Annotated in this window: 14 protein-coding genes; 7 read left to right on the top strand and 7 right to left on the bottom strand. The window is 28.0% G+C overall.

Going from position 1 to position 22,737, the window contains the following annotated elements; all coding sequences use genetic code 4:
• Nucleotides 1–484: 484 nt before the first annotated feature.
• Both ACR82Z_RS02925 and ACR82Z_RS02930 read left to right on the top strand, forming a co-directional pair.
• Nucleotides 485–1,267 (top strand): hypothetical protein, encoded by a 783-nt coding sequence (locus ACR82Z_RS02925; RefSeq protein WP_435128550.1) that lies wholly within the window; start codon nucleotides 485–487, stop codon nucleotides 1,265–1,267.
• A 464-nt stretch (nucleotides 1,268–1,731) separates the two neighbouring features.
• Entirely contained in the window at nucleotides 1,732–3,846 is a 2,115-nt protein-coding gene (locus ACR82Z_RS02930; protein WP_435128553.1) for a DNA cytosine methyltransferase, read from the top strand.
• 224 nt (nucleotides 3,847–4,070) lie between these two features.
• Here ACR82Z_RS02930 and ACR82Z_RS02935 read toward each other — a convergent pair whose 3' ends face one another.
• The 4 genes from ACR82Z_RS02935 to ACR82Z_RS02950 form a co-directional block, all read right to left on the bottom strand.
• Nucleotides 4,071–4,193 (bottom strand): hypothetical protein, encoded by a 123-nt coding sequence (locus ACR82Z_RS02935; protein WP_435128556.1) that lies wholly within the window; start codon nucleotides 4,191–4,193, stop codon nucleotides 4,071–4,073.
• Between the two features lie 799 nt (nucleotides 4,194–4,992).
• Entirely contained in the window at nucleotides 4,993–5,628 is a 636-nt protein-coding gene (locus ACR82Z_RS02940) for an IS256 family transposase (RefSeq protein WP_435128558.1), read from the bottom strand.
• Complete coding sequence (locus ACR82Z_RS02945) at nucleotides 5,610–5,975, bottom strand: transposase (RefSeq protein WP_435128561.1); 366 nt, start codon at nucleotides 5,973–5,975, stop codon at nucleotides 5,610–5,612. Before ACR82Z_RS02945 ends, ACR82Z_RS02940 begins: the two co-directional genes overlap by 19 nt.
• Nucleotides 5,908–6,171 (bottom strand): transposase, encoded by a 264-nt coding sequence (locus ACR82Z_RS02950; protein ID WP_435128564.1) that lies wholly within the window; start codon nucleotides 6,169–6,171, stop codon nucleotides 5,908–5,910. Before ACR82Z_RS02950 ends, ACR82Z_RS02945 begins: the two co-directional genes overlap by 68 nt.
• 289 nt (nucleotides 6,172–6,460) lie before the next feature.
• Here ACR82Z_RS02950 and ACR82Z_RS02955 point away from each other — a divergent pair, with 289 nt between their 5' ends.
• From ACR82Z_RS02955 to ACR82Z_RS02970, 4 genes are all read left to right on the top strand, one after another.
• Nucleotides 6,461–7,303 (top strand): MurR/RpiR family transcriptional regulator, encoded by an 843-nt coding sequence (locus tag ACR82Z_RS02955; RefSeq protein WP_435128566.1) that lies wholly within the window; start codon nucleotides 6,461–6,463, stop codon nucleotides 7,301–7,303.
• A 79-nt stretch (nucleotides 7,304–7,382) separates the two neighbouring features.
• Nucleotides 7,383–9,377 carry a PTS fructose transporter subunit IIABC gene (locus ACR82Z_RS02960; RefSeq protein WP_435128569.1) on the top strand — a complete coding sequence of 665 codons (1,995 nt, stop codon included), beginning with the start codon at nucleotides 7,383–7,385 and terminating at the stop codon, nucleotides 9,375–9,377.
• Entirely contained in the window at nucleotides 9,364–9,645 is a 282-nt protein-coding gene (locus tag ACR82Z_RS02965) for a hypothetical protein (RefSeq protein ID WP_435128572.1), read from the top strand. The genes ACR82Z_RS02960 and ACR82Z_RS02965 overlap by 14 nt, the downstream gene beginning before the upstream one ends.
• Nucleotides 9,638–10,540 carry a type I phosphomannose isomerase catalytic subunit gene (locus ACR82Z_RS02970; protein WP_435128575.1) on the top strand — a complete coding sequence of 301 codons (903 nt, stop codon included), beginning with the start codon at nucleotides 9,638–9,640 and terminating at the stop codon, nucleotides 10,538–10,540. The genes ACR82Z_RS02965 and ACR82Z_RS02970 overlap by 8 nt, the downstream gene beginning before the upstream one ends.
• A 26-nt stretch (nucleotides 10,541–10,566) precedes the next feature.
• Here ACR82Z_RS02970 and ACR82Z_RS02975 read toward each other — a convergent pair whose 3' ends face one another.
• The 3 genes from ACR82Z_RS02975 to ACR82Z_RS02985 all read right to left on the bottom strand — a co-directional run bounded on the left by ACR82Z_RS02975 (nucleotide 10,567) and on the right by ACR82Z_RS02985 (nucleotide 22,323).
• Nucleotides 10,567–11,574: an ABC transporter ATP-binding protein gene (locus ACR82Z_RS02975; protein WP_435128578.1), complete on the bottom strand. Its 1,008-nt coding sequence runs from the start codon at nucleotides 11,572–11,574 to the stop codon at nucleotides 10,567–10,569.
• Entirely contained in the window at nucleotides 11,574–19,583 is an 8,010-nt protein-coding gene (locus ACR82Z_RS02980) for an ABC transporter permease (RefSeq protein ID WP_435128581.1), read from the bottom strand. The genes ACR82Z_RS02975 and ACR82Z_RS02980 overlap by 1 nt, the downstream gene beginning before the upstream one ends.
• Before the next feature lie 181 nt (nucleotides 19,584–19,764).
• Nucleotides 19,765–22,323: a hypothetical protein gene (locus ACR82Z_RS02985; RefSeq protein ID WP_435128584.1), complete on the bottom strand. Its 2,559-nt coding sequence runs from the start codon at nucleotides 22,321–22,323 to the stop codon at nucleotides 19,765–19,767.
• A 127-nt stretch (nucleotides 22,324–22,450) separates the two neighbouring features.
• On the opposite strand from ACR82Z_RS02985, the gene ACR82Z_RS02990 reads away from it, so the two are divergent.
• A complete protein-coding gene (locus tag ACR82Z_RS02990; protein WP_435128587.1) occupies nucleotides 22,451–22,705 on the top strand; it encodes a hypothetical protein in 255 nt (84 codons plus the stop codon).
• Nucleotides 22,706–22,737: the final 32 nt, after the last annotated feature.

Genomic DNA, 22,737 nt, shown 5'->3' on the forward strand with positions numbered 1-22,737 from the left:
AATGAAGAGATAAAGAAATTAGCAGAAGATTATAATAATAAAAACTCCTCACTTAGCGACGGGAAGAGTTCAACAGATTCATATTTGAGTTTGTTTTTATATAATGAAAAAATAAACTCGAATATATCTTACTCTCAATTTCATAAAAGACTAATAAAATTAGGTGTTACATCTGCTTTTGCTTATAAAAGTGAGCAAAAATTCTGCAAAAAATATGTAAAGTATGCAAAATTAACGAATAAGGAATATCTTTTTGATAATATGGTTTTTAAAAAACCTAAGAAAAAGAAGTAATTAGAACCGAACAAAGACGAAATTTCTCATTTGGTCAAAGGGTAGAAATAGATGGATGCTCACACAAATTCTTAAATAATAAAGAAATAACATTAATTGGTTCCATTGATGTAGCAACAGGTTTAATTTTGTCATTACATTTTGAGAAAAAGCAGAATCATTAAATGGACATCAATCAAATATTGAAAAAATGATAAATAATTATGGAATTCCACAAATGATTATTACAGATAACAGAAAGAATTTTTATAATTCTGCTGAATCAAATGCTTCTACATATAATGCCGTAAGAGATTTAGGAATAGAATTTATAACCACTTCTGAATCAAACGGAAAACCACATATTGAACGTTTTTGAGATTTTGCACAAAAGAGAATTCCAAGTTGAATAAAAGACCACAATTATAAAACAATTGAAGAATTGAACCAAAATATAGGTGAATTAATGAATTATTTAAATATTACAAGAAAAAGTGTTATACAAAATCCACAAAGTAATTTCTTTAGACAACCACATAAAGAATACCTAGAAAATTACTTTGATTTAGAGATAAAAAGAAAAATTAATGCTGCTGCAGTAACTTATAATAATGTAAATTATGCACCCTATGAAAATGACAAAAGAATTAAAATTAATAGCAGCACAGATATAAAATTTGTCATAGGAACAGACGAAAAATTATATTTTAGAACCAAAAATAAAAGATATGAAGCAAAACCGATATCTACAAAAGATATGACTCATTATGAGAAAATAGCATTCGAAAAACGCTTGCCATTAGGGGTAAAAGAAGTACAAATCATATCAAGACTTCTTTCGAGTGGTTTCTCCTTTAATAAATTACTTGATTTAAAAATTAGAAAAATTGCTTCATCTGATAAATATACAGCTGATGAAATAAAAATATTGCAACAAATACTAGATGAACTCGAAGATGCTCGTAAAAAACTCGATAACATCACAAATTTATAAAATCAAACAAACAAAATTTATGAATATTTTACCAAGGCAAGCCTTGGGATTTTCCTTTACAGGAAAATCGTTTAAAACATACACATACAAATGTTTTTAAGGGTTTCTCACTTTTACCACCCCCTAACCCCCGCCTAATGGCAAAATAGGCGGGGGAATTTTCTTTTTTTGAAAAAAAAGAAACAAAAAAACTTTATATCTGTGGCATTACGCAAATATTTTATTTGCTACAAGCCACTTTTTCAGATTTTGTTTTTTATATTTTTATATAAAGGTGTTTTATTATAAAAAGTAAACAGAAAAATCTTAAATTAGCTTTTTTATGGTATTAAAAAAAACTGGTAAAAAAGTGATTAATCCTGCTTTATGCTATATAATTTTTATACATTGTAACTATGTAAAGTTTTGAATAATATTTCAGAAAATTTTTGTTTTGTTTGTTTTGGTATGATATAATAAAAATAATGGATAAAAAGCAAGAGATAAAATTTATTGATTTATTTGCTGGTATAGGTGGATTTCGACTTGGTTTAGAAAGTAATATAACCAAGTGTGTTTTTGCTTGCGAAATTGATGCACATGCAGCAACAATGTATCAAGCAAATTTTGGTGATGATCCTAGTTGCGATATTAGCAATCTGGATGCTAAGAATATTCCAAATTTTGATATCCTATGTGCTGGGTTTCCTTGTCAAGCATTTTCGATATCAGGAAAGCAAAAAGGATTCAACGATGCAATTCGTGGAACCTTATTTTTTGATATCATTAGAATCTTAAGGGAAAAGAAACCAAAAGCATTCATCTTAGAAAATGTTGCTAATTTATTAAAACACGATAAGGGAAATACCTTCTTTATTATGCAAAAAACATTAACTGAATTAGGATATACTGTTTCATACAAAGTTCTAAATGCAAAAGATTTTGGTGTCGCTCAAAATCGAGCAAGAATCGTAATTGTAGGAAACAACCAAGGGAAAGTGTTTGATTTTGATAAAATCAAAATCAATCCAGTTAGTTCAATGAAAGAATTTTTGGATAAAGATTCTAACGAATATCTAAATCAAAATGAATACACATTATTAGATCAATCACAAATAAAAATACAAAAATCTGGATTAATTTTTATCGGGTATCGAAATAAAAAGATTCGTAATAAAGGTATCGATAAAGAAACCTTGCATCTATCAAGAGTGCATAAACAAGTGAATCGGATTTATTCTTCAAGAGGACTAGTTCCAACAATAACATCGCAAGAAAAAAGTGGAAGATACTTTATTCATAATAACAATAAAGTCAGAAAATTAACATTAAATGAGTGTTATAAGCTGATGGGTTTTCCTGATTACTTTAAGAAAATCGGGTCAACTTCAAAATTATATGAAAGAATCGGCAATAGTGTTTGTGTACCGATGATAAGGCAAATTGCTAATGAAATGATACATCAGTTTTGAAATAATAGGGAGAATATGGATATAACAACATTTTTAGAAAATATTTATAAAGAGTCTTTGACTTTAACATCAGTTGACAAAACAAATTTAAATAATAAACAAAAACATAATATTCAAATAATTGTTGATCACGAAGAAGGTTATAAAGGGGTTTTTACAGTTTTAGTTACTTCCTTAGTCTATAAAATTCTACATCCACACCAAGACATTAGATTACATCAAGCAAATATGAAAAATGGATATAGTGGAAGAAGTTTTGATGCAAAATATATTACACCTTTTTTAAAACAAAAACAGTTTTTAGGTGCAATGAAGGAATCAGGATGAACAACTAGAACCTTAGAACAAAATTTCGCTTATAATTTAGATTATCCAGGTAAAATAAGTAACATAGATATCAAGAATGCATTTTTAAGTATTTTATATGATGTGCAAGAATTAAATATTGATCCACGGTTATATTTAAAATCTCTGTTTGCATTAAGTATTAAACAAAAAGAGATAAAATCTGTGAATATTTTAAATCCCTTTGCTAATAAGACACAAATAACAATTGATGATATTATTAATCTTTTAAATCAACATTTTTATTACAATTATAAATCACGTGGTGCATCAATTCTGCCTGTTATTGCTTTATATAGCATCTATCAATGTATCCTAAAAGAAAATTATAGATATAAAGACAAAATTTTAAATCCACTTAGTTCGCACTACAGTAGTGATAAAAGTTCCAAGAATGTTGCTGATATAATCATCAAAAATAAGGATGGTTCACTATTTGAAGCAATTGAAGTTAAATTTAATATAAAAGCTAATGATATATTACTTGCCGATTCATACATAAAGTTTAAAAACACTAGTATCCAAAGATTTTATTTGCTTTCTACGGTAAAGCAAGATGAAGCAGAAAGAATTAATCAACTTATCAATAAAATCAAACTTGAACACGGTTGTCAAGTAGTTGTAAATGGTGTATTAGAATCGATAAAGTATTATCTAAGACTTTTGCATAATACTGAAAATTTCATCGAAAATTATATTAACAATATGAAAGAAAACAACGAGATAAATTCTGAGCATAAAATTGCTTGAAATCATATAATTAATGATTTTAAAAATAAATAAATATGTTTAACAACAAAAGGAGTATAATATTATAATACTTCGAGAAAGGATGATATGAAATATTTTAAGTCAAACTTATTGAAATATATATCTGCTATCTCTATTTCATCTATTGGTTCTGAAGCATTTAAACTTAGTAGTTCATTATATATCTTTAAATTTACTGGTGACTTTTGGGTTGTATCTCTACTTTATATTCTAATGCAACTTCCTACCTTAATTACTTATTTATTTGCTAATAAAATTATAAAATTTTTAAAAGATAAAAATGCTTTGTTTTTGGCAGATATTTTAAGTGCTATAACACTTATCATCCCTTTGTTGCTTTCTTTTTTATATTCAAACATGCACATACACCTTGATTTTCTTACTTATTACTTTCTATTAATATATTAATTTCCTTAATTCACTCATATCGATTTATTCATCTAAAAAATATTGTATATCATTACGCGAGTTCACAAAAAGAGTTAAGAAACATTAATACTGGATTTTCGATAGCTATTTCACTTGGAATATTCATATCACCAATACTTTCTTTATTTTTTGTGTATCTGGAATTTTATTTATTAATACTATTCAACATATCTACTTATTTAATTTCTGGATTTCTTTATATTTCAAGTAAACCTAGCGAAAAAGCTTATGAATTTGTAAAAACAAACACTGATGTAAATATAAAACCGATATGATATAAATGGGTTTATATCATATCAATATCAATTTTTATTGGAATATTTTTATATCCAAAGAATTCAGGTTTAATTCCTTTCTTTAAGTATACTAATTTTGATTATTCACAATGGATGTTTTATTTAACAATACTAATGTCTGGAGTTGCTTTTGTAACAGGACTAATCCTTATAATTCTTCATAATAAAAATGTCAAAATAAATATCAATACCAGTTGGCTAATTTTGATAATGACTTTAATTAATCTAAGTTGATTTTTGACATTATAAAAATTCTTGTGTATTTTAATAAAATCTAAGTTATATCCTATAAAAAGGTAAGTAGTATATATAATAGCATCTTATCAGAAAAATTTAAAAATTTTTTTGAAAAACCCGCAAAATAAAGCGAACAAAAGTAATCTTTTGTTCTTTTGCTTTATATTTTGCAGGTTTTTCAATACCAAATCGAAGTTTAACCAATATTTCTAAATCCGTTTGTTGCTCTAAAACTTCTGTCAATATTTCAGTTATCAAAAATATGTGCTAAAAGCAGTGATAAACTTTCCATACTAGGAAATGAAACTTTTCTTTTTAAAATCAATTTCATATTCGAGTTTAAGGATTCGATTGGATTTGTTGTATAAATAGATTTACGCTTTTCAGGTGGAAAATCAAAAAATGTTAATAAATTTTGCATTTGCAAAAGATATGAGACTTCTTTTTTGTAACCTTTTATAGTTCATTTTGATACAAAGTTTTCTAGTTCTTTTTGTGCTTCAAGTATATTACTTCGTTTTGCAATCAACATAAAATCATTAGAAATTTCTTTACGATCAGAAACCCTTACTTTAGACACAATATTTCTTTGAATGTGTATAAGACATCTTTGAGTCTTAGATTTTGGAAAAATTTCATTTACAACATTTTCTAAACCAGGTAAACCGTCAAAGACAAAAATTTCAACTTCTTCTACACCTTGTTCCTTGATTTTTAGTAATAATTCTCTAAAAATTCCTTTGTTTTCATTTGGACAAATTTCAAAGTTTAGCACTTGCTTATAACCATTTTCGTCAATTCCCATAACGATATTTATAGACTTCCTTTGCATAACTTCCTCGTTTGATGGAAAAGTAAGTAGAATCAAGAAAAATTGCTTGAAATTTCTTTGGTAGGCTTTCTATTTTGGAATTCATCTACCTTTTCCTTTGTAGTAGTAAAGATATTAGAAATTGTTTGTCTTGACATTTTTATGTCTGTAGAATTCTCAATGAAATCAGTGATTTCTTTATAAGAACCACCTAGTTTGCAAAAGGACATTATCATCTGAGTAAGATCATCACTTCTTCGACTATATCTGGTAAATAATTTACTTTTAATTCTTCCTGCTCTATCTCTTGGAACATTTAGCAATGCTTTTCCAATAGGTGTATCTAGTGCTTCTTGTATAATAACCATTTCGTGTATTTTTCTTTTCATATTTAGAATTTTCAAATTCAAATTTTAAGTTCTCATCAAACTCTTCTTTTAAGATTGCATTCATTATATTAGTAATGATATCTCTTGAAAATTCTGCTACGAATTTAAACCCATTTTCTTTTATTTCATTAATCTTTTCTGAAATTAACAAATTTTTTGATATAATATCTGTCATGTGTTCTCCTTTGTTTTATTTCACATACAATTTTAAAGGAGTTTCACTCTTTTTTAATATTTTTTAAAAAATCTTTTTTTGTGAAGATAACTCAGTTATGAATACACAACTTTTTTTAAGGTCCCTTTTGAACAAATATAAATATAATTTTGTGTATTTTTTTATAAGATTATGTTTATATACGGATGTTTTTGCTATATTTTGTAGTAAAAAATTTAAATTTGCTTAATTTATTAAAAATATTTCCATAATCACATTAAAAAAGCAAAACTTGCAGTAAAATTACATTATGAAGCAAGAATCAACATATTTTTCTAAAAGACAACTTGATGAATTAACTAAAACCGAAATGAATTTAATTGAATTTGCATCGTTATATCCTGATGAGTTTTATAAATCATCAATTAAACAACTTAGCAATAAAACTGATATATCTATTTCGGTAATATCAAAATTAGCTAAAAAGCTTAATTTTGATTCATTAAAAGATATGCAATTTTTTGTTTATCATAATTATTTAAATACTGATTTAAATTCCAATGAAAAACAAGATTATCCAAAATTTATTCTAAAACAGTTGTTTTTGTTTTATAAAGAAAGTATTTTTCGAACATCACATTTAATCAACTTAAATGATGTTAATAACTGTGTACACAACATAATACAATCAGATAAAGTATATTTATATGGGGCAGGTAGTTCTTTTTTATCTGCATCTGAATTAGGGATAAATTTGCAAAAAATAGGTGTAAATGCTATTGCATTTAGAGATTTTCATTCACTATTATTGATTTCAAGTCAAAAAGATATAGAAAATAAATTTGTGGTTTTGTTTTCTAAATCGTGTGATACCAAGGAAATTAAATTCGCAGTTGATTTATTTATGCAAAATAATATCAAATTCGCACTTATCAGTGCAAATAAGCAAGCAAAAGAAAAATATGATAATGTAATTTTGTATTCGACGTTGGAGCAAAACAAACGATTTATTTCAATATCATCAAAAATTAACCAACAATTTATTGCTGATTTAATTTTCTTGTTAATTTCACATCTTAAAGTTAAAAATTATGATTCAAAATATGCTGAAAATATCAAAATTCTTAATGCATGAAATAAAAATAATTTCTAATTTTTAATTCATATAGAGAAATTTTTTTCTTTTATCCTTCCTATAAATAACAAAAGATAGAATTGTTACAGGAGGAAAAATGAAAGTATTTAAATCTGAATACATCTTTATAGATAAATCATTTAATGATAAATCAGAAGTATTCAATTTCATCGCAAATAAAGCAAATGAACTTTCAATTTCCATTTCTGTTGAAAAAACTTTTGCTGCATTACAGCAGCGAGAAAAAGAGTTTTCAACAGGAATGGAAAAAGGATTTGCAATCCCTCATTGTCAATCTGAAAGTATTTTGCAACCTGCTTTGTTTTTCATTAAATCAAAGACACCAATTTCATGAGATACCTTTGATAAAAGTGATGTATATTATATGTTTGTGATTTTGATTCCAAACGAAAATAAAAATAACTTACATATGCATACTTTAGCTAAGGTTTCTACTATTTTACTTGATTCGCAAACAACCGAAGAACTACAAACAAGTAATGATGTCAGCCGAATATACAATCTCATCGATTCGTATTTAGAAAATAAAGATTTAGCAACTACAGCATCAAAACAGGGCAAAAAAGTAATCGGAATTACATCTTGTGCAGTCGGTATTGCTCATACATATTTATCAGCAGAGACACTACATAATAAGTTAAGTGAATTAGGATATCAACCTAAAATAGAAACACGTGGATCAGTCGGAATTCAAAATCAACTTACACAGCAAGACATCAAAGATGCAGAATTTGTAATTATTGCTTCAGATGTTAAAATTCCTTTAGAAGATTTTGATGGTAAAAAAGTATATGTAACATCAACAAAAGAAGCAATTCACAATCCAGATATTGTTATACAAAAAGCATCATTGGCACAAATCTATCATAATGAAAATAAGGTAGAAAAAACAAAAGATAATACCAAACAAGGAGTTTTAAAGCATATTATCAAAGGGATATCATATATGATTCCATATGTTATATTTGGTGGTATTATGATAGCGATATCCCTAGGATTAGGTAAAGCTATTTACGGAAATAATACATCTGCTCCAAAAGGAGATTTCCTATGATGGCTGCTTGAAATCGGGGTTGTTTCATTTACCTTGATGATTGGTGCATTAGGTGGATATATAGCATATTCAATTGCAGGACGAGCTGCAATTATGCCTGGTTTTGTAGTATCGTTTATTGCTAATAAAAATGATTTATTCTTTAGCATAGGTGGAATTTCAGCAGCAACCCCGATGGGGTTTGTCGGAAGTATTTTGTTTGGATTATTAATAGGTTATACTGTTAAGTGGATAACTAATTTAAAAATTCAAAAATCAATTTCTGCTATTATACCTATGTTTGTAATACCAATCGGAGTAACTTTATTTTACTCTATGCTTGTAATTTTTGTCATAGGTGCTCCAATAGGTTATGTGATGGATCGCTTTATTGAAGCTTTAAAACATATCTTTACAAAAGATTCTAACATCGGAATATGAATTGCATTGTTGCTCGGTATTTTATTAGGTGGAATGGCAGGTTTTGATATGGGTGGTCCGATAAATAAGGTTGCATTTTTATCATCATCTGCACTTGTAACACAAAGTATATTTGAACCTATGGGTATGGTAGGTGCTGCAATTCCTGTTGCTCCACTTGGAATGGGTTTTGCTACCTTGATTTTTAGAAAGAAATTTAGCAATAATGAAAAATCACTGGGTGCATCAGCTATTTTGATGGGATTTATTGGTATTTCAGAAGGGGCTATTCCATTTGCTGTTGCTGATCCAAAAAGAGTTATTACAGCAAATGTAATTGGTTCAGCAGTAGCAGGAGGAATTGCAGGTGCTTTATCAGTGACTAATGCAGCAGCACATGGTGGGCCAATTGTAGCAATTTTAGGTGCAGTAGGTTCGAATGTACACGGAACTGGACTTGGTATTCTATTTTACTTTATTGCTATTATTATTGGGACTACTATTACAGCATTAATTTATGGATTTTGAAAAGACAAGGAGATTAACAAGGATTCTAAGTTTGCAGCAGCATTATCAAAAATCAATTTCTGAAAGAAAGGCAAAAATGCTAAAAACTAAGTTTTTAAAATATAAAGATTGAATAATCCTATATACTATTATTTTTGTTGCAGTAGTCTTGCTAATTGTAGGTATCACTTTAACTGCTCTCGGAGCACCAGAATATAAAATGTTTGTTGCTAATGCAATTGCAAAAGGAAAAAGTGTTATAAACATTTCACAATTTATCTACGGGATATTCTTGTTAGTTCTATCAGGATTATTACTTATTTTATTAGCATTATTTGCTAACTCTGCTTTTAATAAGAAATTAAGAAACAATGAATAAAATTATCTTTTTAAAACCTTATTTTAAACAAACATTATGAGCTAATAATAATATTAAACAAATGTATCGTTTGGATTTTAATGCTGGTGAAGCGTGATTGATATCAGCAATCAAAGATTGTGAATCTGTAGTTGCACATACAAAGCAAACCTTAAATGAATTTATCAAAAGTCATTCAGAATTTTTCGGTTTAACAAAAAAGCAAGCTCAATCATTTATATATCCGAATTTAACTAAGTTTTTGGATGCGAAGCATCCATTAAGTATCCAAGTACACCCTGATGATAACTACGCAAAAGCATTTGGTTCATTAGGTAAAAATGAGTGTTGGTATGTTTTAAAAAACAATCATCAGCCCTTTATTTTAGGGACGAATACAGATCAAAAAGAAAAGATATCTAAATCAATTAATTCTTCGGATATTGAACAATATTTAAATAAAGTGGGTTTGCAAATCGGTGATTTTGTTTTTATTCAAGCAGGATTAGTTCATGGAATTCCATCTGAAACGATGGTATATGAATTACAACAATCTAGTGATATTACATACCGGCTTTATGATTACCAAAGAGTCGATGAGAACGGACAAAAGCGTCAAATACATGCCAATCAATCACTAGAAACGATGAAATTAGAACTTCAACCAAAAATTCAAAAATACAAAAAAAACGGTTTATATAATGCGGCAAACTTTAATTTATCGGTATATGATTTAAATAATGAAGAGATAAAGATCAAAAACAAAGCAAAGCATTGTTTGGAAATAGTTGTTTATTCAGGTATTGGTTTTATTAATGATGTTGCTATAAGAGCAGGGGATGTTTTACTTGTTAGTTATGCTTTAAAAGATGTATTAATAAAAGGTTCTATGAAAATATTTATTAATGTGTTATAAAAACCTATCCATAAAGATAGGTTTTTTTAAGTTTCTCAGTTAATTGTGGTTGGGTCAGTTGGATTTGGATTGATTTTAGTTCGTTTGATTTTTCCATCTTGTACATGAATTACCCGATCAGCAATTGCTTCAATTGCAGGGTTGTGGGTAACCATAACTATGGTAGTTCCATATTTTTTATTGATGTTAAATAAATATGACAGCACAATTCCGGTAGTTTTTTCATCCAAAGCAGCTGTAGGTTCATCAGCAAATATAATTGCTGAATTTTTTGCTAAGGCACGTAAAATTGATATCCGTTGTTGTTGTCCACCCGACATCTGTGATGGGTATTTATTCATAACTGATTCCATATCAAATTCTTTAAATAATTCGTTGATATCAAGTTTTTTATCTGGATCTTTTTGTAAATAAGCACCAGTTTGCACATTATCATAACCTGATAGGTTTTGAAGTAAGTTGTAGTTTTGGAAGATAAAACTTACATTTTTTCTTCGAAATAAAGTAAGTTTCAAATCGCTTAAATAAGGTAGGTTTTCATCACAAACTATCACATCTCCACGAGAAGGTCGATCGAGTCCGCTGATTAAGTTTAGCAAGGTAGACTTACCGCCACCAGACTTACCAAAAATCATTATAAATTCACCTTTTTTGATGTTTAATGAAACATTCTTAAGTACACGGGTTACTTTATAACCAGATAAATAATATTTTGAAACATTACGAACTTCGATGATATTATCTTCAGTGTTTTTTAAATCAAAATGTTCGTCCCTAGGGCGTTTTTTATTTGCAGCAATTTTTAAAATTCGAGCAATTTTACGATCTACAATCATTTCCTTAGAATTAGATTCAGCATCAAGAATTTCAAAAACATTTTTACGGTTGATTTTAACATCAGAAACTTTTTTAGAAATTGTTGCAGGTTCTTTGGGTTCTTGCATAATTTCTTGAGTTTTTACTTCAGATTCAATGATTAACTGTGTTTTTGGTTCTTGATCATTGTTTTGCTGTTTTGGTTGTTTTTGTTTCATTATTTACCTTTCAATAAGTCAATTGCCTTAATTTTATTAATATTGTATCAAGAAAGAATTGCTGTGATTAAGAAGACACCAAAGATGATTGAAGCAGTGAAAATAAAGTTTAATAGGGTAATTGATAAAGGAATAGCAATAGCAGCACCAGTAGCAAGGAAGTTAGCAAAAAATACCATTAATCCGTATGCAAAAGGAAGTGAAATAATAATAGAAATAACAATAAACGGTATATAGATACCAAAGAACATTTTAAGTTTTTCCTTGTTATTGTATCCTAAGATAGATCAAATTGCGATGTTCTTCTCGTTTTCGTTAATCAAAATGGTTGAAATAATAATAAGAATTATTATAGAAATCAAGAAACTAAGTATGGTAATAATTGTAACAATGATTTGTACTGTTCTTGAAATTCCTTGAGTGAAAGAAATCTCGATTTGCTTTGAATCAAGTCCAGTAGCAATAGGGATAAAAAGTTGATTATCAAATTCTTTAGCAAACTTTTCAATTTGTATGTCTGCTAAATTGCGTTGTTTCTGATAAAACTCTTGCAGTGGTGTATCATTAGGATTATAATCTGGATCTAAGAATTTAGCTATTTCTAAGTCACTATAACCCATTGCAGCCATTGCCCCATCAGCAGGAGAGTTTTTAACAGTGTTTTTTGAACCAAAAATTCCATCGAATAAGTCTTTTTTGTCTTTTTCTGTTATAGATTTAGTAGAAAAAGAAGCAATCGATCCTGAGTAACCTGAAACAGAGTATAGGTTAGCAGATCAAATAAGTTGAATTGGTAGTGGATTAGTTGAAAGAATACCATTAAATTTGTATGCATCATCATTTTGACCATTAAATTCTTTATCGACAAGTGAATCTAAACCAATCAGCTTATCAGCGGCTTTCTTAGGGATAATGAATTCATCTTTGATATAAGTTTGATTGATTGCTTTAACAACAAAGCGATATTTATGTGGTGTTATTACCGGTTTCCCTAGTGCCTTATTAATACGATTTTGAAAGCGATAGACAAGATTTTTAGGTTCCAAATTAAGAATTGAACCAATTGCTAAATGGTACTTACGTGCCGAAACCTCGTTTATAACAAGCGGGATATCTTTATTTAAATCAAAATTATTGTTAGCAAAGTCATTATTGATTTCTGTTAATAAGTTTTGATCACCGTTTTTAATAGCAATTTCCTTAGAGTTAGGACGATATCCATATAGACGTATTTTTTCACCATTAGGTAGTTGGCTATCGACATAGGTATATGTTTCATCATATCTAGGATCAAGGTAAACTCCATTAAAAACGATGTCAAAATCATATATCCCTTGTTTTGCTAGTTGTTCATAACCATTTACCAAAAAAGCACGATATTCATCACGAAAATATGTGGTTTTAATAACATTGTGATTATATTTACCATCATCATCGCTTCAGTTCATTACAAAGAATTTTCCATCGATGATGTTATCTACGCTCGGAACATATAAAAAGAAGTTATTTAAACCAAGTTGATGTGCTTTTTCGAAATCAACATTATTTGTTTGTTTGCCGTTTTCAACTTTGAAAGGGAGTCCTTTTTGTGTTTTAGTAAGTGCATAACCAATTTGATCACGACTTTGGATAATTCTGGATTTTTGTACATCAGGCAAGGATTGAAATACAACACTGAATGGATCAATAGAAATTGACGAATCAATTTTGATATTAATTGAAAATTGAGTAATAAGATGTGGATCTTTAAATGTAGGTTCTCCGTTTTTATTTTGCACATTAATAGCAGTTGAATAACCATTTTTAAAGTAATCTGCTTGATATGCATTAAGTTCTGTTGCTCGACCAATTGGAACATAAAGTGAGTTCTTTACATCTTCTGGATTTAAAATCTTTAATGAACCACCTTCAGTAGTTGGTGTTGTTAAGTCTATTTTATAGTTATATTTGCGGTTTTCGTATGTTTTATCAATTGTTTTATTGAAGATTCCAAAAGTTGCAAAACCAAATGAAGTAGTAATAGATGCTAAAATAACTGATATTCCAAAGGAAGCAAGTTTTCAGAAACTGTTAAATATAAGCGATGCACCAAATTTAGTTTTAACACTACGGTTTTTAAATACTTTAATATATTTTTGATAACTTTCACCAGTGCTTACATCAACAATTCCGGACATTAAGTCAATTGATTTATATCTTAGCGACCTTAATGAGACAACGATGATTAAAATTGACATTGCAAGCAGTGGCACTATAATATTAACTAAAAAAGAAATAATAGAGAAATTAAGTGTTTCTATCGGAACAGTTCAATAATTATCAAGGATTTTTATTGCAAGTGATTGCATCGAAAATCCAGTGATATACCCAAGCAAGTTTCCGGTAAAAATGGTAAAGAAAGCAAAGGTTGTCATTGAAAGTGAAATTTGAAGTGGTGTATATCCTTGTGCAACCAAAATTCCAATAACTTTGTTTTTGTTTGCGATATATCTTTTGATAATAAATGTAACTGAAATGGTTACTAAGAAAACCAAAATTGCTAGAATAACATTTGAAACATAACTAAGGGTGGTGATAATAGTTTGAACTGAAGAAATACGGATGCTACGCTCCGGGTTAATCGGGTCTAATTCATTATATAAATATGTTCTTTGTAACTTCGATGTGTCATCAATTTTACTTTGTACATATTTTTCAATAATGTTTTTAAGTTGTTCATTGGTATATTTAGAAGTGTTTTTAACTGTTAAATATTCTTTAACTAAACTACCACGATAAGCTTGATGAATGCGATCGAATCCTTTGTTATTTACATAAACTATAGCTTGTGATTTAGTATCTACTTGTAAGTTATTTTCATCTAAAACCGGATAGAAGTAATCAAAAGAGATGTCATCACCTATAATTAAGTATTTCGAACCATTTACATTAATTTTATATTTTTCAGGTAAACTGTCGATTAATTGTAGCATCTCAATCGGATTAACTGGTAATTCACCATCATAAATTTCTTTATGATTATGCAACATATATGCATAATTTACTTTTGCTAAATATGAAGCAGATTGGTTAAATACAAGAATGTTGTCAATTTTATTAAACTCGGTTAGTGAGTTAAGTAGCTTAAAGAAAACATCACCAAGGTTAATATCAAAAAACTTGTATTCACTTGGATTTTCAGTTACTGCATTAAGGATGTTCACAAAGAAATCATTATCAATAGAAATTTCCCATACAAAGTCATTTTCAATAGAAGGGATGCTACCACCAATAACTTCTGATTGTGAATCATTTACATTACCGGATATCTCATTTTTATTTTTTACCACTAATGGAATACCTAATAAAGAATTGATAAATTCATAGGTATTTTCTTTCCCTGAACTAAGAAGTTGTTCAAAGTCGATAATCTTATTAATTAAAAAGTATCCAACATTTGAATCATTTTCAGATGGTTTTCCAATGTTGTTTTTGTCAGTTAGTAACCAGATAAGTGCTTGTGGATGTTTTCGGATTAATATTTTATTGGTAATAAGTGGTGGTATGCCGATTTGATCGAGAAATTGTAGATTTGATGAATATTGGTTAAAAAAGTTGTTAATTAAATAATAATGTTTAATAATATCATCGGTAATAACTTTATTAACAAAAACGTCCTGCATAGTAGCAAATAATGTATTATATTTTAATTTGATTCCATCGTATTCAGTGATTTCTTTATCAAATGGCGCATATTGTTCTTCTGAAGCAATATATGAAAAAAGTTTTGTGATTTCATATGCATATGTACTTAAGAAGTTTTCAAATTCAGGATTTTCGTCAACAATATTTTGTAAATCTTTGTTAGAATATTTACCACTTTTATCTTTTGCAAAGAAAAGTCTTTGCATTTGTTTTGGATTTGCAAGCGAACGAGTAATACCAAATTTTGTATGTTCAGAACCAACTATATTTTGAGTTGAAGGCAGAAAAAGTTCAAAACTATTAAAAGAATCAATAGTGTCTTTTTGATTTGCTAGTGCTAGCAAGTCGTTAGCAAATTTTTGTTTTTGCTGTAAACTACCATTGATTTTTGGATTAAATAATTCTCATCATACTTTTAAAAGTGGAAGAATATCAATAAGGTAGTTATAATCTTTATAATTCAAAGTTAAAAGTTTTGAAATAACACTATATGAAATAGTTAGAAAAACATTTGAATCTAAATTAGGTTCTTGATTAATGTATGCATTAGCGAGTTTGAAAAAAGAATGTAATGAATCAGAATTTTTGCTTGCTTGTTCCCCGAAAGTATCAAAGAAGTAATGTCAAATTTGAACAATGTTATTAATTTTCTCCTTATTTCAAACTTGATTTTTATTAACTAATCCAAGATATTTATATGCAAGAGACAAAATATTACTTGGTATTTTTTGTCAATCGATACTGTTTAATTGCGAGATGTTTTCAATTAAGGTGCTTAAGTTTGGTGTGCTTGCAGCTGGTTGAGTTGATGTATTTTCTGTAGCTTGTGAATTGGTAAGTGAGCTAACATTACCTTGTAATAAATCTAATAAATCAAAAAAATCTAATTTATCATCATCTTTTGCAGGGATAGTAACATATTGATTATCACCTATTTCAACACTCTGTCCTCTAAATGAAAGATTTAACATCTTAGCTAGTGCAGTCTTGATGACACGATCGGAACCTGGAACATTAAATCATGCTTTTAATGTGGCATAAGTTAAATCACTATTAGTTAAATATGAAAGTGCTTGATATTCTTTTAGTTTAATAACATTCTTTTGAATATCTAATTCTGATCGCTCTGTTTCAAAATGAGAAATTTTTAGGTTTTCTTCTAATGTTTTGATAAACACATCTGTATCAAATGCACGAATAAAGAATTTAATCCCGTTTAAAAATCTTGTATAGTCTTTGGATTTTCTGTCATCGGAAAGAAAAATAATATCAGTGAGTTTTTTAACAAGACTTGCACTTTGTCCTAATATCGAAGCGAAAATATTATTTTTTTCTCCGATATTAAGAATAAGTTGCGGGTTGATTGTATCGAGAAGAGAAATTAAAGCAGTTTTAAATTGATTTGAATCAATTGATTTTAAAAGTGCAATAATAATATCAAAAATACTTAGTTTGTGTTTACCATCTTTGCTGTGTGTATCAGGGAATGCAGGATTTTTGATAGTTTTGTTATATGAAGTTTCAAAGAAATTTTGAATAATATCGGTAAACTTTTTAAAATCAATAGTCTTAATTATATTGATAAATGCTTTAATAGTAGCTTTTATATCATTTGAAAAATCGATAAATACATCTAAATCAAAAGTGTTTTTTATATCTTTACCTGTAATTAAATAAATAAAATTAAAAAGTTTTTTAATTTCTGTTTTAATAAATTCTTTTGGTGTTTGGTGGTTTTGTTCTGCTTTTTCGATTAAAGAATAAATTTTTTCAAAGATATCAACGAATAACTTTTTAGCAAAATCACCATTTGGATCGTGTGACATATAATACAATCCGTCTAATACAAGTTTTGGCAAAATATTAAGGTTAATTAATCCACTAGAGAAGATAGAAGCAAAATCATTTTTATCAAATGTATATGTAGCTGCTTGAACAATAGAATATATAGTTTCTTTTTGAATAAAACCTTGAGTAACTAAGTCAGTGTTTAATAAAGCTTGTTCAATACGTTCAACACCAAGTTTCAGTGATTTTTCAGCAAATGCTTGGTTTAAGACATCTGTTTGCGGAGCCCTGTATCCAAAAGGGATATAAACAGTATTAGAAAATTGATCAGATTTTTCTACATATGAAGAAGTATTCAATTTAACCTGAACGGTAAGATTGTTTGTAGTTAGATAATTTAATATTTTATCAATCGGGACCTTGCCATTAACAAAACCAGGTATTTCTACATTGATTCAATTTAAAATCTTTTTATTGGAAATATAAACAGGTTTAACTAAATAAAAATCATTTTGATTCAATCATACAAAACCTAAATTAATAAATTGGTTATATTGATCATCTCTTAAATCATCACGACCTTGAAAACGTGTTAGATGGTAAATTTTTTGATTTTCAATATTATGAATATCACCATTTAGCGAGTTAACGATTTCTAATGGAGCATATTCGCGATCTATATGAATATATTTGTCAATGGGTTCGACATTAAATCTGAGTTGATCAATAATTTTAAAAGCAATAAAAGGATTTACTTCTTTTGTTTTAAAAAAAGAAGAAATTTCATTATTTGAATTATCACCTTTAATATTTAAAATCTGTGTTGGTCTACTTTGCTCATTAACTAATTTGTCAATGTTATTAGCAATACCATTAATTTCTTGATTCCTATCACCTAAATTAACAAAATGAAAAACATTTTTTCCACTATCTTTTTCATCAAAAGAATCAACTGTTATGCTTTGACGAATCCCGATATCAGAAGCAGGAACATATTTTTGTATTTGATTATATATTTCGTGCTTAACAATATCTAAAGCCCCGTTTTTTATAATATTGAAACGATCCCCTAAAATATTTTTGTTAATTAATTCATTAAAATTAGTTTCACCAATAATTCGGTTTTCAATTTGAGCAATGGTTTTTGGTTTGTCAAGAATAAAAAGAATTTTTTTAAAAGGTGTAGGTTGATATTCATCAGGAGCTAATGAAAGTTTACTATGGTTTATCTCGTCTAAGGAAACAGCAGGATTGTTACTTCTAATTAAAACCTTTTGTCCTAATTTAACATCATTTTGTGAATCAACAAAAGGGATGTTATAAATAAGAATTTCTTTTTCTCAAAAACTAAAGTGTTTTAAGTAATTTGGAACTTCTCCGTTATTTTGTTGGATCTGATTTTCTAAAAAGGTTCGATATGATCCAGTTCACTTTGATTGATTTTCTTTATCATATGTAATTTCATATTCTTTACGTAAGAAAAACGATTCAGTGCGACGTATTTTTGCCCATTTATTCGGAATAAGATAATCAGCATTTTTGGTAAATTCAAATTTTTCTTTTTTTGATACAGCAAAAGATGGAGAAGAAAATAAATCTGAGTAATTAAGGTTAGTCTTTATTTCTTTACTTATATATTTTGTAATATCATCATCTTTATTATGTGTATATAGTGTAGGTTTATTTGAACCGTCAATAATATATACATATGGATTATTAACTAAAGATACCAAACCAAGCAATTTTGCCAACTCATTATTTTCAATCTTAACAACTGCATCAGTTAATTCTCATTGTTTTCCTTTGACAAAATCAAAGGTAGCTTCATGTGTATCAGCATTAATATATAAAGCAGATAATTGCGAAAAATATATATTATTTTGATTTTCAGAGTTAATAAATGCAATATCAGAAAACTTGTAGGGTTTATCAAGGTGAAATTTATCAAAAATATGTAGTTCTTTTGCAACAACACTTTGTGAAAAACTACCATCATCATTTTTTTGGTAAAGATTAATCAAATAATTCTTTTTAAAATGCATCTTCTTTTGTGGTTTTGTATAATCTAAATCCAAAAATTCTGAATCATCTGATGCTGAATATGTATTGTAGAGAGTAGAGAAATCATTTTTGAGAATATATTTATGCTTATCACTTTTGTCATTAAAGAAGTTTGAAATATTTATATAACGATCAGTTATTTCGTTAAAATCGATAATTTTCTTATCTGAAAATGCATCGTCTGAGACATAACGAATTCCTTTATCATAACCTGCACCACCAGTAAATTTGGTTTCACCATTGATATAATATCCATCATTAAATGCTTGTCCAGAAGCAGGAAGGTTGTAATCAACAGTTAAATCGTGTGCAACAGAGATTTTTTTATAGTTATTAAATTGAGTTCGCATCGCTTTTGATGTATCGTATAATACAGTAAAAATACCAGATGTTAAAAATATAAGAATACTTAAACCGATAACAATAGCTTTGTTTTTAAATAGCGATCGAAAAACTTCTTTAAACAAGTTTCACATATTTCTCCTACCTTATTATATAAACTAAAACAATATAATAGTTTAATACAAAGTATTAAACAATTATATAATATTTTTAACAATATATTAGTTTATTTTTTCACTACGATAAAGCAGGATTTGTAAGAAAAAAATCGGAAAGTAAAACAAAAAGTCGCAGTTTAACCTACAACTTTTTGTTTTACTTTTTATCTGGATAAAGATTACTAAAACTTTGTGGATATAAATAAGCCATTTTTGCAACAACTTCTTTAAATGATTGTGGATTCATATCATCTCCACTTGCACCTCAGTATTGGTATTCTTGGGTATCGAAAATAGAGAAATTACTTGATGATCATCTACCACCTTTAGCATCCAATCCAACAATTTTACCTTTCGAATCATAAACACCACTACCAGATGAACCATTAAATCAATCGTAATCTTTCACTTGTCCTCATATCGCAGGACGCTGTGTGTTATAATTTGAAACTGAATAACTTGTTTTTATTGGATTATTTCCAATAAGATATTCGCGGTATCTTAAACCAGGTGCAGAATCTGCATTACCATTTGCTCGGTTTTTTGGAAGGGTAGCCATATAGAAATTTAAGTTATCAAATGAAGAAACATATAATGATAATGTTGAAAAATCGATTGGTTTAAGGTTTTGAAAATCTAGAAAATGCTTGATAGCAGCTTTTTCCTGTGTAGTTAACTTTTTGTTATCATGTGTGTAAGTGTCTAAGTTTTGATAATTAAAATGTTTGAAAATAGGGGTAAAATCAACTATTGCAATAATTGTATCAACATTTGCTTTGTTATTTTTGTTGTGATCACTAGTATTTGGATCTTTGCGATCAACTACTTCACCATCGGTGTTTTTAAATTCATCATATTCATTTGCGACATTAGCAGAAAGATCTAAGAAGATTTTGTATGTAATACCTGCTTCATTTTCAGGGATTTTAAAACTATAAATATTACCAGTTGGATTAATATCACCTGTAAGTTTTGTATCGTGATAAAAATCTTCATTATTGGTTGAATTTATATGTGTGTATACAGGTTGATATCTATCAACTGAGTTAGGATTAGCAGGACGTTTCATTAATGTTGGTGCAATAAGTTTTGCATTATGTACAGTAATGATTTTTGCACCAGAAGCATCGGTAGAAACTTTATATAAATCCTTATTTATATCAGATGTATTTGTATGTCATACGTGATAATTAACAAATGCATAGAATCTATAATCATCTTTTTTATCACTTACTTTACCAATGATGTTTCAGGTTCCATCAGCTTGATGGTTGATGCTAAAAACTCTACTTCTAGCTTCTTGGATAGGTGCTACATTATCTTCTTGATATAATCTTTTGCTTCGTTCGTTTTCTTTCGGTGAATCTTGTAAAAAGTTTGTGGCAGGTTCTCCATGATCTGTTGAATCAGCAAGCACCTTAACATCATATTTATCGATGTAACCTTCTGATGATGTTAAAATAGAGTTTTTATCAATTTGATGTTTTTGTTTAAATGTTATTTTAGGTGTGCTATCAGTTGCGCTTTGAATTCAATTGACAAAAACATCAACACGGTTTATAAATGCAGAGCGACTGTTTGAATGATTATGCATTGATAAGATGTTATTAAATTTAGTTCCGTTTTTAGTTTTTAAAACAAGTTTGAGTATGTTGTTTTCAAAGTGTAAAGCAAATGTTACATTGTTTTTAATTTTAGCAAATAATGCTTGCTGCAAGGACTTTTTGCCTGAAACATAATCAAACATAAAATCAACATTTGATACATGTTTATGTTCTTTAATATTTTTTAAGGAAACAGGAACAATAACCTTAGAACGAATATCTGAAACTTCATTAATATCACGATATGCAGCAGTATTCATATCTAATTCAAAAACCAATCAGATGATAACATCTTCATCGGGTACACCGTTTGTATTGATTTCACTAAGATCTTGGGTAAATGATGCAGATGTCTTATCTTCATTGATTTTGAACAATGAGTTTTCAAGATAATTACGTGTTTTAAATCAATGAATATTTTGTTGTTGATTATTTTTATATAAAACAAATTTTGTTTCGCTCTTACTTTCCTTAGTATTTGGATATCTATGGATAAAATTATAGAAGTTATTATTGTAGTCTAGTAAAGTGTTGAAGTTTTGTGGAGTAAAACTTATTTTGGTGTTTTTGTTAGCTTTCTTGCTTTCAGCAACTAAATCAGATTTGCTAATAGTTCCAGTATTTTTTAATGTTCCTGTACTTGTATCGCTTCCACCTGATAATTGGTTTTTGAAGTCAATACTTTGATTTCAGTTGAAATTGTATGAAAAAGCAATGTTTTTAGATGCTAAATCATTCCTTTTTAAAAAGTTTACATTACTACCTGAATTAACAACATCGAGATATTTAAGTTTATATTTAATTTGCTCTTGAAAACCAGATAAAGAGAATTTATGCAATTGATTAAAAGGGATATAAATTTTCTTAGTTGCTGGTATAGAGTTACCAGCATCAAAATTTTCGTCTGCATTTAAAATTTCACTTTGACCACCACCAAAAATATCAAGTGTACTTGAACTATTTGTTGATTTCTTTTCGTTATATACTTGTTTTTCAACATCAAAAGTAAATACAAAAACTTTATCTGAAAGAATCTTTACTTGATCTGATGTTCAATTAAATGCAGCACTACCAAAAATTTCTTTGCTACTTTCGTTTTTATAAACAGTCAAACTAGTTAAATCGAGTGAATTTAAAGTACTTTCTGGTAAACTAAATTTATATTTTTTTTGTAAACTAAAAGGAACTTTATAAGAATTATTAAAGGTTGCTTCGGTAATAACATATTGATTTTGATAATTGCTTAATAAATTACTTTGAAAAGTTCAATTACTTGAATTTTTGGTTAAATCAATATATTTACTCCATTTATTGTGTTGGTCAAAACTTTTAACTAAAACTTTTGCAGTAGTGATGCTTGCATCATTAAAAGTTATTGTAATGGTTGAATTATTTTCGGAAATACTTGAAATATCGGTTGTTTTTGCCGAATCAATATGTAATGTTGATTCGGCATCATTAGATGTACTTTTAGCAGTTGGTGAAGCTAGATAGTTAAAATATGTACTTCAGTGATCTTTGCTATT

It is taken from the genome of Mycoplasma sp. 6243 (assembly GCF_051200785.1).
Lineage (GTDB): Bacteria > Bacillota_I > Bacilli_A > Mycoplasmatales > Metamycoplasmataceae > Mycoplasmopsis.